This is a genomic window from Streptomyces sp. NPDC056161 (assembly GCF_042268025.1).
In the GTDB taxonomy this organism is placed as follows: domain Bacteria; phylum Actinomycetota; class Actinomycetes; order Streptomycetales; family Streptomycetaceae; genus Streptomyces.
On the sequence record NZ_JBHJUV010000027.1, the window covers coordinates 115,450 to 131,390 of the forward strand.

General features: G+C 72.3%; 14 protein-coding genes and 1 pseudogene. 9 read left to right on the top strand and 6 right to left on the bottom strand.

The features are described from left to right. Nucleotides 1-478: 478 nt before the first annotated feature. The 4 genes from ACFC09_RS24970 (at nt 479) to ACFC09_RS24985 (ending at nt 4,373) form a co-directional block, all read left to right on the top strand. A complete protein-coding gene (locus tag ACFC09_RS24970) occupies nt 479-772 on the top strand; it encodes a hypothetical protein (protein WP_376532103.1) in 294 nt (97 codons plus the stop codon). Beyond that, nucleotides 769-2,076, top strand: coding sequence for an Nramp family divalent metal transporter (locus tag ACFC09_RS24975; RefSeq protein WP_376532105.1), 1,308 nt, complete (start codon nt 769-771; stop codon nt 2,074-2,076). Before ACFC09_RS24970 ends, ACFC09_RS24975 begins: the two co-directional genes overlap by 4 nt. Nucleotides 2,077-2,160: 84 nt before the next feature. Beyond that, nucleotides 2,161-3,312 carry an oxalate decarboxylase family bicupin gene (locus ACFC09_RS24980; protein ID WP_376532107.1) on the top strand — a complete coding sequence of 384 codons (1,152 nt, stop codon included), beginning with the start codon at nt 2,161-2,163 and terminating at the stop codon, nt 3,310-3,312. A 233-nt stretch (nt 3,313-3,545) separates the two neighbouring features. Further along, entirely contained in the window at nt 3,546-4,373 is an 828-nt protein-coding gene (locus ACFC09_RS24985; RefSeq protein ID WP_376532109.1) for an alpha/beta fold hydrolase, read from the top strand. 136 nt (nt 4,374-4,509) lie between these two features. On the opposite strand, the gene ACFC09_RS24990 is transcribed toward ACFC09_RS24985, so the two are convergent. Together ACFC09_RS24990 and ACFC09_RS24995 are read right to left on the bottom strand one after the other, a co-directional pair. Further along, entirely contained in the window at nt 4,510-5,475 is a 966-nt protein-coding gene (locus ACFC09_RS24990) for an alpha/beta hydrolase (protein WP_376532111.1), read from the bottom strand. Nucleotides 5,476-5,607: 132 nt separating this feature from the next. Then, nucleotides 5,608-6,663 carry an aldo/keto reductase gene (locus ACFC09_RS24995; RefSeq protein ID WP_376532113.1) on the bottom strand — a complete coding sequence of 352 codons (1,056 nt, stop codon included), beginning with the start codon at nt 6,661-6,663 and terminating at the stop codon, nt 5,608-5,610. A 365-nt stretch (nt 6,664-7,028) separates the two neighbouring features. On the opposite strand from ACFC09_RS24995, the pseudogene ACFC09_RS25000 reads away from it, so the two are divergent. Beyond that, nucleotides 7,029-7,430 (top strand): annotated as a pseudogene (locus tag ACFC09_RS25000) (class I SAM-dependent methyltransferase); the annotation flags it as partial. Nucleotides 7,431-7,650: 220 nt separating this feature from the next. Here ACFC09_RS25000 and ACFC09_RS25005 read toward each other — a convergent pair. After that, entirely contained in the window at nt 7,651-9,222 is a 1,572-nt protein-coding gene (locus ACFC09_RS25005) for an MFS transporter (RefSeq protein ID WP_376532115.1), read from the bottom strand. A 38-nt stretch (nt 9,223-9,260) separates the two neighbouring features. Here ACFC09_RS25005 and ACFC09_RS25010 point away from each other — a divergent pair, with 38 nt between their 5' ends. The 3 genes from ACFC09_RS25010 to ACFC09_RS25020 all read left to right on the top strand — a co-directional run bounded on the left by ACFC09_RS25010 (nt 9,261) and on the right by ACFC09_RS25020 (nt 12,375). Next, complete coding sequence (locus tag ACFC09_RS25010) at nt 9,261-9,866, top strand: CGNR zinc finger domain-containing protein (RefSeq protein WP_376532117.1); 606 nt, start codon at nt 9,261-9,263, stop codon at nt 9,864-9,866. A gap of 223 nt (nt 9,867-10,089) precedes the next feature. Next, on the top strand, nt 10,090-11,265 hold the full coding sequence (locus ACFC09_RS25015) for a 4-hydroxybenzoate 3-monooxygenase (RefSeq protein WP_376532119.1): 1,176 nt from the start codon (nt 10,090-10,092) through the stop codon (nt 11,263-11,265). Nucleotides 11,266-11,508: 243 nt separating this feature from the next. Next, nucleotides 11,509-12,375: a Bax inhibitor-1/YccA family protein gene (locus ACFC09_RS25020; protein WP_376532121.1), complete on the top strand. Its 867-nt coding sequence runs from the start codon at nt 11,509-11,511 to the stop codon at nt 12,373-12,375. Nucleotides 12,376-12,516: 141 nt separating this feature from the next. Here the strand turns inward: ACFC09_RS25020 and ACFC09_RS25025 are convergent, their stop codons facing one another. Next, complete coding sequence (locus tag ACFC09_RS25025) at nt 12,517-12,747, bottom strand: DUF4287 domain-containing protein (protein ID WP_376532123.1); 231 nt, start codon at nt 12,745-12,747, stop codon at nt 12,517-12,519. Nucleotides 12,748-12,846: 99 nt separating this feature from the next. Here ACFC09_RS25025 and ACFC09_RS25030 point away from each other — a divergent pair, with 99 nt between their 5' ends. Further along, the gene (locus tag ACFC09_RS25030; RefSeq protein WP_376532125.1) at nt 12,847-13,158 is read left to right on the top strand and encodes a hypothetical protein; all 312 of its coding nucleotides are present in this window, start codon (nt 12,847-12,849) and stop codon (nt 13,156-13,158) included. Nucleotides 13,159-13,203: 45 nt separating this feature from the next. Here ACFC09_RS25030 and ACFC09_RS25035 read toward each other — a convergent pair whose 3' ends face one another. Together ACFC09_RS25035 and ACFC09_RS25040 are read right to left on the bottom strand one after the other, a co-directional pair. Next, on the bottom strand, nt 13,204-14,001 hold the full coding sequence (locus tag ACFC09_RS25035) for a hypothetical protein (protein ID WP_376532127.1): 798 nt from the start codon (nt 13,999-14,001) through the stop codon (nt 13,204-13,206). 489 nt (nt 14,002-14,490) lie between these two features. Then, nucleotides 14,491-15,711, bottom strand: a complete 1,221-nt coding sequence (locus ACFC09_RS25040) for an acetyl-CoA C-acetyltransferase (protein ID WP_376532129.1) — start codon at nt 15,709-15,711, stop codon at nt 14,491-14,493. Nucleotides 15,712-15,941 lie beyond the last annotated feature (230 nt).

The window sequence follows — 15,941 nt, forward strand, 5'->3', positions numbered from 1 at the left end:
GGAATCTCCGTGTGGCGCGTCCGGCGGCCCCGGCGGTGTCCGGGGAGTGCGCGGAGTGCGCGGTGTCCGGAGTTCTCGGCGTTCTCGGCGTTCGCGGAGTTCTCGGCGTCCGCGGAGCGCCTGGTGGCCGCGGAGTTCGTGGTGGCACCTGCTCTGCGGCTCCGCCGAGGGCACCGTCGGATCGTCGCCGGCCGGTGGTGCGGCGGTGCGGGCGGGCCGCACCTCCCATTGGAACACCGTGGGTCCGTCCGCACATCTGGGCCCGGACGTCCCCGCTCCGACCGTGCGCACGGCGCGCGGACCGGCGCCGTCCCGGCCGCCTCCCGCCCGCCGAAGGCGCCTCGCCGCGCGGGGTGACGCCGTGGTGACGACTCGGTGATCCGGTTCCTCCAGGCTCCCCGTGTGACTCGGAATCGGGGACCGGCCATGAGACGAACCGGCCATGAGACGAACCGGCCATGAGACGAGAGGAGCCACCGTGTTCACGCACCGCTCCACATCCTCACCTCCGTCCCCCTGGTACGCGGGCCTCCTGCCGGCCGCCGGCACCGTCCGTCCGCGGCGCACCGGAATTCCGGCCCGGACCTACGACGCGCTGCTGATGTTCCTCGTCGTCCTGGCCGTGACCCACCAGATGCCCGGCCGGGGACTGCTCCTCGCTGCCTTCCTCGTGTTCCGGCTCACCAGCCGCCGTTTCGTCCGCAACCGGCCGGCACCTTCCGTGCCCGGCCGGCCGGATCCCGGGCGGCCGGATCCCGGGCGGCGGCGATGAGCGCTCCGGCCACCGCGCGCCCGGCACGTCCCGTCGGCCCGGCCGACACCGCGCAGGTCCTCGGAGACTTCTCCGACATCCGCGCCCGGGGCCGGTGGCGGTTCCGGCTGGCGCTGCTCGGACCGGCCTTCGTCGTGGCGGTCGCGTACGTCGACCCGGGCAACGTGGCGACCAACGTCGAGGCGGGCGCGCGCACCGGCTACCTGCTCGTATGGGTCGTCGTCCTCGCCAACGTCATGGCGCTGCTCGTGCAGTACCTGTCGGCGAAGCTCGGACTGGCCACCGGCAGGAACCTCCCCGAACAGGTCCGCGAGCTGGCACCGCGGTGGCTGAGCCGGCTGCTGTGGGCGCAGGCGGAACTGGTCGCGATGGCCACGGACCTGGCGGAGTTCGCCGGTGCCGCGCTCGGGCTGAGCCTGCTGTTCGGCATGCCGATCCCGCTCGCCGCACTGGTGACGGCGCTGGTGTCGTTCGCCGTCCTGGCCTGCCAGCGAAGGGGCTGCCGCACCTTCGAACTCGCCGTGTCCGCCCTGCTGCTCCTGGTCCTGTGCGGATTCGCCTACGACCTGCTGACCGTCGGCCGGCACTCCGCGACCGGCGTCGCGGCCGGCCTGGTGCCCGACCTCCGGGGTACGGACACCGGGCTGCTCGCAGCGGCCGTCGTCGGGGCCACGGTGATGCCGCACGCGGTCTACCTGCATTCCGCGCTCACCCAGCGGCGGGTGCGGGCGGACGGGCCGAACGACCGGCGTTTCCTGCTGCGTTGGCTGCGGATCGACTGCGCCCTGGGATTCACCCTCGCGGGCGCCGTCAACCTCGGCATGCTCTGCCTCTCCGCGGCTCTCTTCCAGGACACGGACCTGGGGAGCCTGGACGCCATCACCGCCGCCCACGCCGACCTGGGCCGGACCGTCGGCGGTGGAGCGGCGATGGCCTTCGCGGTGGCGTTGCTCGCGTCCGGCATCTCCTCCGCGAGCGTGGGGACGTGTGCCGGGCAGGTGGTGATGCAGGGATTCCTGCGGCGGCGCGTCCCGCTCCTCGCACGGCGCCTCGTGACCATGGCACCGGCACTGCTCGTGCTGTGCGTCGGGCTTCCCGTCACCTCCACTCTCGTCTTCAGCCAGGTCGTCCTCGCGTTCGGCATCCCCTTCGCCCTGCTGCCGCTCGTCGTCATCACGCGGCGCAAGGACCTCATGGGCCCGCTGGCCAACCGGCCCGTCACCACCGCGGCCGGCGCCCTCGTGTGCGCCCTGGTGATCTGCCTGAACGCCTACCTCGTCGTGACCATGGTGAAAGGCGGCTGATACCTGACCCGACCCGTTCGTACGGCGGACCGTCAGAAACGGTCGGCCGGGCCACCCCCCCCATCAGAAAGGCAGGGCTCCGCCATGACCGAGACCCCCACGCGCGAGGTGCCGCAGCCCATCCGGGACGGCCAGGGGGCCACCGACGACGGCCCGCGCAACACGCAGCTGGACCTCCAGAACCCCAACATCCTCGTCCCGCCCGAGACCGACTCGGGCACCGTGCCGAACCTGAAGTTCTCCTTCAGCCAGGCACACATGCGACTCGACGACGGCGGCTGGGCCCGCGAGGTGACCCAGCGCGAACTGCCGATCGCCACCACCCTCGCCGGTGTGAACATGCGGCTCAAGCCCGGAGCGATCCGGGAACTGCACTGGCACAAGCAGTCCGAGTGGGCCTACGTCCTGGAGGGCAAGTGCCGGGTCAGCGCCGTCGACCAGGAGGGCCGGAACTTCCTCGAAGACGTCTCGGCCGGCGACCTCTGGTTCTTCCCGCAGGGCATACCGCACCACATCCAGGCGTTGGAGGAGGGCGTCGAGTTCCTTCTCGTCTTCAACGACGGCGGATTCTCCGAGAACAACACGTTCCTCATCAGCGACTGGTTCGCCCACACGCCCCGGTCGGTGCTGGCCAAGAACTTCGGCGTCCGCGAGGAGGACTTCTCCTCGCTCCCGACCTCCGAGCTGTACATGTTCAACGGCCAGGTCCCGCCGTCGCTCGAATCCGACCGGATTCTCAGCCCGAGCGGTGACGTACCCCGCAGCTTCAAGCACAGCCTGGACTCCCAGACGCCGGTGGTCACCAGCGGCGGCACGGCCCGGATCGTCGACTCACGCAACTTCGAGGCGTCGACGACCACGTCGGCCGCGCTGGTGGAGATCGAGCCCGGCGCCATCCGGGAACTGCACTGGCACCCCACCAACGACGAGTGGCAGTACTACCTCTCCGGGCAGGGACGGATGGGCGTCTTCGCCGACTCGGGGCGCAACAGGACGTTCGACTACCAGGCCGGGGACGTGGGCTACGTCCCGTTCGCGATGGGCCACTACATCGAGAACACCGGCGACACCCCGCTCAAGCTGCTCGAAATGTTCCTGGCGCCCCGCTTCGAGGACGTCAGCCTGGCCCAGTGGATGGCGCTGACCCCCAGCGAGCTGGTCCGCCACCACCTCAACCTCAACGACAACGTGATGAACTCGCTCCGCAAGGAGAAGCAGCCGAACTTCCGCCCCTAGCGCGGTCCGGCCGATCGCCCCGACCGGCGACGGACTCCTGGGGCCTTCTCCGTGAGGGCCCCAGGGGGTCTGCCGGGCTCGTCGTACGCTCCGTGTCCGCCCGAGCGCGAGCCGTGTGCCCGGACGTCCGGGTCCGTCCCCCGCCGGTGGGGCGGCCGAGGTGCGCGCCGTCGGCGGCGCGTGCAGGGTGGTGGAGAAGGGGTGTACGTCCAGGAAGACCGGAGGCACTGACCATGCCCACGTGTACCACCCGAGACGGAGTCGAGATCTTCTACATGGACTGGGGGCACGGCCAGCCCGTGGTCTTCATCCATGGCTGGCCGCTCAACGGCGATGCCTGGCAGGACCAGTTGAAGGCGGTCGCCGATGCCGGTTACCGCGGCATCGCGCACGACCGGCGCGGCCACGGGCGCTCCACCCCGGTGTGGGGCGGCTACGACTTCGACACCTTCGCCGACGACCTCAACGACCTGATCACCACCCTGGACCTGCGCGACGTCACCTTGGTCGCGCATTCCATGGGCGGTGGCGAACTGGCCCGCTACATCGGCCGCCACGGCACCGGCCGGATCCGCTCGGCGGTCCTGCTGTCGGCCGTCCCCCCGCTGATGCTCAAGTCCGCAGCCAACCCCGAGGGCGTCCCGGACGAGGTCTTCCAGCAGCTCAAGCAGGGCATCCTCGCGGAGCGCTCGCAGTTCTGGAAGGACACCTCGGAGGGGTTCTTCTCCGCCAACCGGCCCGGCAACAAGGTCACCCAGGGCAACCGCGACGCGTTCTGGCACATGGCCATGGCCGAGACCATCGAGGGCGCGGTGAAGTGCGTGGACGCCTTCGCGTACACCGACTTCACCGACGACCTGAAGCAGTTCGACGTGCCCACGCTGATCGTGCACGGCGACGACGACCAGGTGGTCCCCATCGACGCCACCGCCCGCAAGTCCGTGAACATCGTTCCGGACGCCGAGTTGAAGGTGTACGAGGGCGGCAGCCACGGCCTCGCGATGGTGCCCGGCTACAAGGAGCGGTTCAACGCCGACCTGCTGGAGTTCCTGCGCCGCTGACCTCGTCGGAGCCGTGGTCCGGCCCGCCGCGCCCGGTGTGCCCGGGTGTGCGGCGGGCCGGACACGCGCCGCTCAGTCGGTGCTGAGGGCCGGGCACGCGCCGCTCAGTCGGTGCCGAGGGGCGTGCGCGTGCCGCTCAGTCGGTGCCGAGGGCGGTGCGGAGGGTGGAGACGGCCTGGGTGATGGCGGCCTCGGCGGCGTTGGTCTCGCGGAGGGCGTTGAGCATGACGAAGTCGTGGATGACGCCCTGGTAGCGGACGGCGGTGACGGGGACGCCGGCCTGGCGGAGCTTGCCGGCGTAGCGCTCGCCCTCGTCGCGCAGGACGTCGGCCTCGGCGGTGATGACGAGGGCGGGCGGCAGACCGGTGAGCTGATCGGTGGTGGCGCGCAGCGGGGAGGCGGTGATCCGGGCGCGGTCCTCGGGGTCGGTCGTGTACTGGTCCCAGAACCACTGCATGGCGTCGCGGCGCAGGAAGTAGCCCTCGGCGAACCGGTGGTAGGAGCCGGTGTCGAAGGCGGCGTCGGTGACGGGGTAGAAGAGGACCTGCTGGACGAGGGGGACGTCGCCGCGTTCCTTGGCCATGAGGGTGAGGGCGGCGGCCATGTTGCCGCCTACGCTGTCGCCGGCGACGGCTATGAGGGTGGCGTCGAGGTTCTTCGCCGGGCCGTCGGTGACGATCCAGCGGGCGACGGCGTAGTTCTGCTCGATGGCGGTGGGGTAGCGGGCCTCGGGTGAGAGGTCGTACTCGGGGAAGACGACGGCGGCACGGGTGCCGACGGCGAGTTCGCGCACGAGGCGGTCGTGGGTGTGCGCGTTGCCGAAGACCCAGCCGGCGCCGTGGATGTAGAGGATGACGGGCAGCGGGCCGTCGGCGCCGGCCGGCCGGACGACACGGGCCTTGACCGATCCGGTGGGTCCGCCCTGGACGGTGACCCACTCCTCGTCGACCCGCGGCTTGTCGACGGCGCCCGACTGGACGTCGTCGACGGCCTTGCGGCCTTCGACGGGGCCGAGGTCGAAGAGGTAGGGCGGGTTGGCGGTGGCCTCGGCGAACGCGGCGGCGGCGGGTTCCAGCACGGGACGGCCGGTCTGCTCGGACATGGGGCTCCTCCTGCGGTACGTCGATGCTCGGTGCGCCCGGCCGGTCCGGCTGGGCGACGAGCAGAACAGTAGCGCACGACTAAGTCGTGCGCTACTAAAGAGCCCGACATGGTGTTGTGGACGCCTGAATGCTCAGTGCTGGAAGGTCCGGGAGGGTACGCCGTTGATCGTGGCGCCGGCCTGCTGGAGCTGCACCGTGCCCGCCAGGTACGGGTAGGGGAAGGCCAGGGTGGGCGTGGTCAGCCCGTCGAGGGCGGTGAGTTCATCGGGGGCGAAGGTGACCGAGAGGGCCGTCAGGGCGCCGTCGAGGTGGGCGGTGCGGCGGACGCCGACGATCGGCGAGGTGACCAGCGGCTGCTGGAGCACCCAGGCGAGTGCGACCGCGGCGACGGAGCTGTCCTGCCGCTCCGCGATCGCGCCGAGGGCGTCCAGGATCTCGAAGGTGCGTTCCGACAGGCGTGCCTGGGCCGCCTTGGTCCGGGCCGTGCCCCGGGGGGTCCGGTCGGCGCGGGTGTAGCGGCCGGACAGGACGCCCGCGGCGAGCGGGCTCCAGGGAGTGACGCCGAGCCGCAGCTCACGGGCGATGCCGAACATCTCGCTCTCCGCGCTGCGGGCCAGCAGGGAGTACTCGGGCTGGAGGGCCACGATCGGTGCCCAGCCGCGGAACTCGGCGATGGTCGCGGCCCGGCCGATCGCCCAGCCGGGTACGTCGGAGAGGCCGACGTAGCGGACCTTGCCCGAGCGCACCACGTCGTCGAGCGCGGAGACCGTCTCCTCCAGCGGGGTGTGCGGGTCGTGGCCGTGCAGCCAGTACAGGTCGATGTAGTCGGTGCCGAGTCGGCGTAGCGAGTCGTCCAGTTGGGCCATCAGGGCCTTGCGGCCCGCGCCGCCGCCGTTGGGGTCGCCGGGAAAGAGGTTGCTCGCGAACTTGGTCGAGATCACCAGCCGGTCACGCGTCCCGGGGCGGGAGGCGAGGAAGGCGCCGACCGTCTCTTCGGAGCGACCGGCAGCGTAGACGTTCGCCGTGTCGATCATGTTGCCGCCGGCATCGACATAGTGCGACATGATCTCGAACGCGGTCTCGCGGTCGCAGCCGCGGTGCGGGTCGTCGAACAGCATCGCGCCGAGGGTGAGGGGGCTGACCCGCAGACCGCTGCGGCCGAGGGTGCGGTAGTCGTCGAGGTGCATGTCGTTCCTTGGGTGGGTGCGGTTGCTTCTTGCTGTACTGCTTGCGGTACTTGCGGTACTTGCCGTACTGCGGGTTGCGCGCGCGAATGATCCGGGGGCACGTGTCCTGACCGGCGTTCTGGGCCGGCGCACGGCAATTCTTGCGAGAGCGGGCGCGACGTGTCAGGGACGGTTTTGCCTGTGCATCCCCGTACCAGGCGGAAAGACGGGCGGGCAGACCGGCGGGCGGGCGGGGTGTGATCGCTTGCCCGCGGTGGTGGCCACCGTGAGGGACGGCTGCCCGTGGTGCGTGCGGTCAGGGTCTTGCCGACTTGTCGTGGACCGTGGACCGTGGACCGTGGACCGGGCGACGAAAGGCTGTGATCATGGCATCCGACGTGAACCGGGCCCGCGCCCTGTCCTTCGACGCCGTCGCCACGCAGTACGCGGGCGCCCGCCCCGGCTACCCGCCGGACCTGTTCGACGCCGTGGCGGAACTCGCCGGCCGGACACTGGCCGGGGCGGACGTACTGGACTGCGGAGCCGGCACCGGTATCGCCACCCGGCTGCTGCGCGAGCGGGGAGCCCGTGTCGTCGCCCTGGAGCCGGGCGCGGGCATGGCCGGAGAACTGCACCAGGCCGAGCCGGAGGTCCCGTTGGTACGGGGCGAGGGTGACCGCCTGCCGTTCGCGGCCGGCAGTTTCGACGTGATCACCTATGCGCAGAGCTGGCACTGGACCGATCCGGCCCGCTCCGTTCCCGAGGCGTTGCGCGTCCTGCGCCCGCACGGGGCGCTCGCCCTGTGGTGGAACCAGGCCGACCTCCGCGTCGCCTGGGTCGCGGCCGAGGAGGAACGGCTCGCGCCCTTCACCCGCCGCTTCCCGACGACCGTGGCCGAGCTGTTCACCTCGTATCCGGTCCAGGTGGCCACCCGCGAGGTCTCCTGGTCGCGCCGGATCACCGTCGACGAGCACACCCGCAACCTCGGCACCCACTCGCACTTCGTGATCATGGATCCCGCCGAGCGCGCCGCCCTTCTCGACGCGAATCATGCCGCGCTGGTACGGCGCTTCCCCGGCGGCGAACTCGACGAGCCCTACCGGTGCGGTCTGACCGTGGTGCGGCCGGCGGCCCAGGAACGTCGTACGGCTCCGTCGCGGCCGAAGCGGAGAGAGCAGGGGACGCCCGGAACACCCGGAACACCCGGAACACCCGGAACGCTGAGAATGCTGAGAATGCCGAGAACGTCAGGGCCGCCGCCGCTGCCGTGCCCGCCGCCAGGGTCATGGTGAGGGGCAGGGAGCGGGCGGCCAGCGGGGCGGCGAGGGCCGCGCCCAGTGCGAAGGCGGTGATCTTCAGGCTGGCGCCGGTGGTGAAGATCTGGCCGCGCAACCCGGCGGGGGCCTCCCGGTGGCGCACCGCGAACAGGGCGGTCAGGGACGGTCCTTCGGCGACTCCCGTCAGGACCGCGGCGGCGATCAGCGGGACCGGGCGGCCGGGCACGGCCAGCGCCGTCGCCACCGCCTGGAGCAGGCACCCGGCCCACAGGACCGTGTCGGGGGCGACGGCGCGCGGGAACCGGGCGAGCAGGGCGTTGGCCGCGAGGGCGGAGGCCGCCGCGCAGGACAGGAGCGTCGCGCCGCGGTCGGCTCCGCCGAGGGCACGCTCACCCAGGAGCGGGAGGCAGGCCGTCACCATGCCCTGACCGACGCAGGCCACGACCGAGGTGAGGGTGGCCCGAGCCAGCCGCGGCCTGTCGACGACGGCCCGCAGACCGGCGGCGACCTCGGCCGACACGGAGCCGGGCGCCGAGGCGGGAGGGGAGGCGGGTCGGGAGGCGGGCGGGGAGTGCGGTGGGGAGCCGGGCCTGGCGGTCGGCGGTGAGGCAGGGGAGCCGGGCGCGGAGGCGGGTGGGGAGGCGGACGGGGAGGCAGACGGCGAGGCGTGCGTGGCAGTCGGCTGGGCGGCGCGTGGGCCGTCCGTCCCCGGGGGCCGGGTGGGCAGCAGCCATGCCGCGGGCACCGCCACCCCGATGAGGGCCGCGGCCAGCAGGACGGCCGTCGGTGCCCCCAGCGCCGCCGCCGCGCCGCCCGCGAGGGCCGGTCCGGCCAAGCTCGCCGCGCCGAACGTCATGGCGTCGAGCGCGTTCGCCCGGGGCAGCCGGTCGGCGGGCACGACGTGCGGCAGCTGGGCCGTCCAGCCGCCGGACAGTGCCGGACCCAGCAGCCCCGTGACCACCGCGAGCAGCAGGCTGAGCGGGAACGGGAGCCGGCCGAGCCCCAGGAGGACCGACGTCAGACCGGCCGCGTACAGCACGAGTGCCGTGGCCAGCAGGCGGCCGGGCCGCGCCACCCGGTCGAGCAGCGCGCCCAGCACCGGGCCGCCGACGGCCGCGGCGACGGTGACGCCCGCGAGCAGGGCCGCCGCCGCGGCGGCCGATCCGGTACGGGCGAGCCCCGCCAGCATCAGCGCGGGTCCCGACATCTCGTCCCCGGTACGGGCCGCCAGCGCCCCGGCGAGATGGGAGACCGGGCCGTGTCGGGACCTGCGACGCGTCGCGCGACGCTCACGCTCACTCACGCGCGAGACGTTAGGCGGGTAACGGAAAACTCCGCAATATGCGTTACATTCGGCCGGTGTCCACCACCGACGACTGGTCCACCCGGCACTCCGTGCTGACCATGGCGCGCCGCACCGCCGCCCTGGTCAACGTGCTCGACCCGGACGCCCCCGACCCCGCCGAGGTCGCCCGGGTGCTCCGCGAGCACGGAGAGAGCGATCCGCTCGACCTCACGGCGCGGGACGTCGACCTGATGCGCGCCGCCGCCGTCCGGCTGCGGGAGGTCTTCGCCGCCGAGGACGCCGACGCCGCGGCCACCGCGCTCAACGGGCTGCTGCGGGCGCACACCGGACGGCTCCGGCTCACCTCGCACGGCGGCGGCACACCCTGGCACCCGCACCTCGACCGCGCCGACGACGCCCCCTGGGACGAGTGGTTCCTCGCCTCGTCCTGCATGGCGCTGACCGTCCTCGTCTGGGACCGCCAGCGCCCGCCCGGCCGCGTCTGCGCGTCGGCCGCCTGCCGCGACGTCTTCATCACCCAGGGCAGCGGCCCGGAACGCCGCTACTGCTCGCGCCGCTGCGCGACCCGCGAGCGCGTGGCGGCCCACCGCGCCCACCGCGCCCGCGCCACTCCGGGGGCCCCAGGGGCTCCGAACAGGTGAGGCCGTACCCCGGGTGGTAGGCGCAGCCTGTTGACACCCGGCGAGCGGGGTCGCAGACTCACGGAAGCAGGATGGTGAAATAAATTTCACCAGGCGAACACGCGCGCCGAACGCAGCGGCTCGGCCGGGCGCACACGGCCAGGCCCACACGGCCAGGCCCACACGGCCGGTGCGAGCCGCCGAACACCGTGACCCCGTGACCCCGTGGAAAGGGAAACGACCGATGCGTACCACCGTCGGCATCATCGGAGCCGGACCCGCCGGACTCCTCCTCGCCCGGCTGCTGCACGTCGCCGGCATCGACTCGGTCGTCCTGGAGAGCCGCGACCGCGCCTACGTCGAGCACCGCCAGCGCGCCGGGATCCTGGAACAGGGCACGGTCGACGTGCTGCGCGCGGTGGGTGCCGGCGGGCGCATGGACCGGGAGGGGCTGCGGCACGACGGGATCGAGCTGCGGTTCGCCCGGCGGCGCCACCGCGTCGACTTCCCCGGGCTGGCCGACGGGCGGTCCGTGATGGTGTACGCCCAGACGGAGGTCTGCAAGGACCTCATCGCCCTCCAGCTGAAGGAGGGCGGACCGCTGCTGTTCGAGGCGGAGGCGCTGGCCGTGGAGGACGCCGACACCGCCCGCCCGCGCGTACCGTTCCGGCACGACGGCCGCGAGGACGTCCTGGAATGCGACTACGTCGTCGGCTGCGACGGCTTCTGGGGCGTCGCCCGTACGGCGTTCCCCGCCGCACTCTCCCGGACCTTCGAGCGGACCTACCCCTACGGCTGGCTCGGCATCCTCGCCGATGTCGCCCCCTCCCACGACGAACTGGTCTACGCCCGCCACGACCGCGGCTTCGCCCTGCTGTCCATGCGCTCCCCGCGGGTCTCCCGCCTCTACCTCCAGGTACCGGCGGACACGGATGCCGGCGACTGGAGCGACGACGCCGTCTGGGCGGAGCTGGAGCGGCGTTTCGAGACCGCCGACGGCTGGCGGCTGGAGCGCGGCCCGATCACCCAGAAGTCGGTCACGCCGATGCGTTCCTACGTCCACGAGCCGATGCGGTACGGCCGCGTCTTCCTCGCCGGGGACGCCGCCCACATCGTGCCGCCCACCGGTGCCAAGGGACTGAACCTCGCCGTCGGGGACGTCGTCACCTTCGCCCGAGCGCTGACCCACCGGAAGGAGACCGGCTCGGCCGGGCTCCTGGACGCCTACTCCGCCACCTGCCTGCGCCGCGTCTGGCAGGCGGAGCGCTTCTCCTACGACATGACGACCCTGCTGCACCCGGCCCCGGACGCCACCGACTTCGAGCACCGCCTCCAGCTGGCCCGGCTGGAGCGCATCGCCGCCAACCGGGCGGCCCGGACCGACCTGGCCGAGGGCTACACGGGATTCCCGCTCGACTGACGCGCCCACGGCGGGCACTCCATCGAACAACCGTTCGGAAATTCGGCCGAACGGCCGTGTAGTGGAACTGACCGTGTAGCGGAACTGTCATGGAACGCCGCTCTCCGTGGCCGGGAATGAGGCTTCCGCGTAGCGTGTTGCGAGCACGGCTGGGAAAAGATCCTCCCCAGGTACTAGGGTCTATCCTTTGCCAACCTATTACTCTTGAGCCAAGGCCGCGCAGGGTGGCCATGGAGGAGTGAAATGAGGAGCAGCAACCCGGTCTTCTCGCGACGGGGGTTCAGCCGCGACAACGGCCACGCGGGCTTCAACACCGCGCCGCAGGCCGGGTACGCGACGGGCAACCCGTACGCCCAGGGCGGCAACCCGTACGCGACGAACCCCTACGCCCAGCAGACCCAGCAGCACGGCGCCCCGCCGCAGGCCCCGGCCACCACCGGCCGGATGACGATGGACGACGTCGTCATGCGCACCGCCACCACGCTGGGCGTGGTCGCCCTCGGCGCCGTCCTCGCCTGGGCCCTGCTCCCGGTCTCGTCCGGCAGCTTCGGCCTGGCGATCGGCTCCGCGCTGATCGCGATGGTCCTGGCCCTGGTGCAGAGCTTCAAGCGCACCCCGTCCCCCGCGCTGATCCTGGGATACGCCGCCTTCGAGGGCGTCTTCCTCGGCGTGATCAGCGAGATGTACAACAGCCGGTGGAGCGGTGCCCCGTTCCAGGCGGTGCTCGGCACCCTGGCGGTCTCGGCCGCGACCCTGGTCGTCTACAAGGCCGGCTGGATCCGCGTCACCGCCCGCTACGCCCGCATCGGCATGGCCATCGCCATGGCGTTCGTGCTGGTCATGGTGGTCAACCTGCTGCTGGTGGCCTTCGGTGTCGCCGGTGACGGCGGGCTGCGCAGCTTCGGTCCGCTGGGCGCGATCGTGGGCATCATCGCGATCCTGCTCGGCGCCTTCTTCCTGACCCTCGACTTCAAGCAGATCGAGGACGGCATCGCCTACGGCGCCCCGCGCAACGAGGCGTGGCTCGCCGCGTTCGGCCTGACCCTGACCCTCGTGTGGATCTACGTGGAGATGCTGCGACTCGTGGCGATCTTCAGTAGCAACGATTAGCCGGTAGCCGGTAGCCGGTAGCCGGTAGCCGGTAGCCGGTAGCCGGGATCCGTCCGGCAGTCGGTCGTGGACGACCGGCCGGTGACAGCGCGAAGGGCCCTGGGGTTTCCCCGGGGCCCTTCGGCGTGGTGGACGCACGCGCTAGAGGAGTTTGCGCGCGGCCCTCCTCAAGTCGTACTCATGAACAAGCGCCTTGGCGTGGCCGTACGCGAGATTGTGCTCGTGGCGGAGCCAGCTGACCTTCTCCTCGAAGCGGAAGAGGGCGGGGCCTTCGTCGACGGTCCGCAACCAGTCGGATACCTCACGACCGGTGCAGCGGGGGATGCGGGCGAGCAGATTTCGGTGGGTCTCTTCCGAGAAGACTTCGGACATCGGCGCCTCCGGACGCATTCGAAGCCAGTCCTTCACGTCACCGTGCCTGAGTGTTGGCACATTGGCAACACTCCTGGTAAGAGGCGTTACGCTCACCGCGTGGTAGATACGACGCCCCTCACTCGTGCCGTGGATCACTTCGCCGACCGGCTGCGCGCGGCCCCGCAGAGCCGCTTGCAGCGCAGTGCCGCCGCCGAGGCGCTGGGCCTGGCAAGGGAGTTGGCCGTGCGCGCGCAGCGGATCGAGGACCCCGCGGTGGAGCCGCGGGAGATGCCGGACGCCGGTATGTTCGCCGCCGCGGACCAGATCACCGTGGCCGGACACGATCTCGCCCTCGTCCTGCGGAGCGACACCGAGGTCGCGGAGGCGGTGCGCCTGGTCGACGAGGCCCGGAAGCGCGCGGGCGTGTGAGCGGACGTGCCGGAGAGCCCACCGCACCGCGCAGGCGCGGACGGTCTACAGGGACGTGATGACCCGGTCGGCCAGGATGTACACGGTCTCCTCGCCGCAGGCGAACGTCAGCGTGTACGCGCCCGAGATGCCCGAGCCGCCCAGCAGGACCGGTGCCTGGCCGGAGCGCAGGGCCGCCGCCAGGTGTTCCGCGGTCTCGCGGTGGCCGGGCGTCATGCACAGGGTCGTACCGTCGGCGAACACATAGACGTCGAGGGTGCCGAGCGGGCCGGGCCGGACGTCGGTCAGTGCCACGCTGGACTCGGCCAGCTCCTCCAGGGTGGTCAGGGTGCGCTCGTGGTCGCCCACGACCGGTGACTGCACCGGCACGAAGTCCGGGTGCGAGGGGTGCCGGCGGCGGGCCGCGGCCAACTCGGGGGAGTCCGGGCCGGAGAACTCGTCGGCCTCCGTGGCCGGCTCGGCCAGCGGTTCGGCGACCGGCTCCAGGCCCGCGAAGTCGGCCTGCCGGGGCAGGAACGGCTCGTTGTCGGCGAGGCCCAGCAGTGAGGGCGCGTCGGAGGCGTCCCGGGCCTCCTGCGCGGCCCAGAACGCGCGCGCCTCGGCCAGCTCACGCTCCCGTTCCTCGGCGAGCGCCTCGGCGACGGCGGCGCGTATCTGCTCGGTGTCGGCGGTGGTGCGGGCGGCCGGCAGCAGGGCGCGTGCGGACGCCGCCTGGCTCTGAGCGAGCTGGGTGTGCAGGGCCGTGACCTGGCGGCGCAGCACGAGAACGGTGCGCAGGACGGCGACGCCCACGGCGCCCGTGGCGGCCGTGGTGAGCAGCAAGGCGATCGGCATGGCGCTCACTGACGTACTCCCGGTTCAAAGTCGACCCCCGACTTCCTACATCAGCTTGAAGGGCGGACTAACCAGCTGTCAGTGCGTAACGTCACGAAACGGACAGGACTTTGGGCCTGTGGTTTACCTCCATAACCGCTCTGACCTGCGGGATATCTCCCGGAAGGGAGATAGGTCACATCCTGGGGGAGATTGGATCACAAATCGACCCGGCGTTCGGTTCTGCTGCGAACGCCGGGCCGTCACGGTCACGTCGGGTCCCGCGGCGGTCACCGTGCGGGACCGCGGCGCCCGCCGGGCGGGGTGGCGCGGTGGTCGGTCGCCGTGCGGGCGGTGACGGGTCGGCCGTGGTCCCGGTCGCGGTCCCCGGGGCGGCGGCGGCCGGTCGTCGCCCGGAACCGCGGCGGCCGGTCGTTGCCCCGGAACTGCGGCCGTCGCCCGGAACTGCGGCGGCCGGTCGCCGTGCGGGACCCGGGTGCCGTGGGTTCGGGCGTGCCGTCAGCTCAGGCGTTCGAGGACCATCGCCATGCCCTGGCCGCCGCCGACGCACATCGTCTCCAGGCCGAGCTGCTTGTCGTGCCACTGGAGCGAGTTGACGAGGGTGCCGGTGATGCGGGCGCCGGTCATCCCGAAGGGGTGGCCGACCGCGATGGCGCCGCCGTTGACGTTCAGCTTGTCGAGGTCGACGCCGAGTTCGCGGTAGGAGGGGATCACCTGGGCGGCGAACGCCTCGTTGATCTCGACCAGATCGATGTCGTCGATGGTCAGACCGGCCCGGCGCAGCGCCTGCCGGGACGCCTCCACGGGGCCGAGACCCATGATCTCCGGGGACAGCGCGGAGACCCCGGTCGACACGATCCGGGCGAGCGGGGTGAGACCCAGCTCGCGTGCCTTGGTGTCGGACATGATGATCACCGCGGCGGCGCCGTCGTTCAGCGGACAGCAGTTGCCCGCGGTGACCAGTCCGTCCGGGCGGAAGACCGGCCCCAGGCCCTGGACGCCCTCCAGGGTGACGCCCGCGCGCGGGCCGTCGTCCTTGGCGACCACCGTGCCGTCGGGGAGCGTCACCGGGGTGATCTCGCGCTCCCAGAAGCCGTTCTTGATGGCCGTCTCGGCGAGATTCTGCGAGCGGACGCCGAACTCGTCCATCTCCTGCCGGGTGATGCCCTTCCAGCGGGCCAGGTTCTCGGCGGTCTGGCCCATCGCGATGTACGCGTCCGGGACGAGACCGTCCTCGCGCGGGTCGTGCCAGGTCGTGCCCTCCTGGGCGGCGACCGCGGCGGTGCGGGCCTCGGCCTCGGCGAAGACCGGGTTGTGGGTGTCCGGCCAGCTGTCCGAGCTGCCCTTGGCGAACCGGGACACCATCTCGACCCCGGCCGAGATGAAGACGTCGCCCTCCCCGGCCCTGATGGCGTGCAGGGCCATCCGGCTGGTCTGCAGGGACGAGGAGCAGTAGCGGGTGATCGTGCAGCCGGGCAGGTGGTCCATGCCCATCTGTACGGCGACGATCCGGCCGAGGTTGTTGCCCTGCTCGCCGCCGGGCAGGCCGCAGCCGAGCATGAGGTCGTCGATGTCCTTCGGGTCCAGCGCGGGGACCTTCGCCAGGGCGGCCCCGATGACCGTGGCGGTGAGGTCGTCCGCGCGCAGCTCGGTCAGGGAGCCCTTGCGGGCGCGGCCGATGGGGGAGCGGGCGGTCGAGACGATGACGGCTTCGGGCATCACGGCTCCAGGGCGATCGGGCGGGGACAGGGCTTCTTGCGAAGCTACCCGTACGTACCGTCGCGGTCACCGGCGACGCGGTGTGACCCTGACCGCAGTTTTCTAAGCGCTTGCTTTTCCGCTGTCCGGGTGGTCCCCGGCCGGCCCGCCGCGGGAGCGGCGGGCCGGCCCCCCGGGGGCGCCCGCTACCGGCACCACGGCGGCGCCCCCGCCCCGGGCGCGGCGGCCGC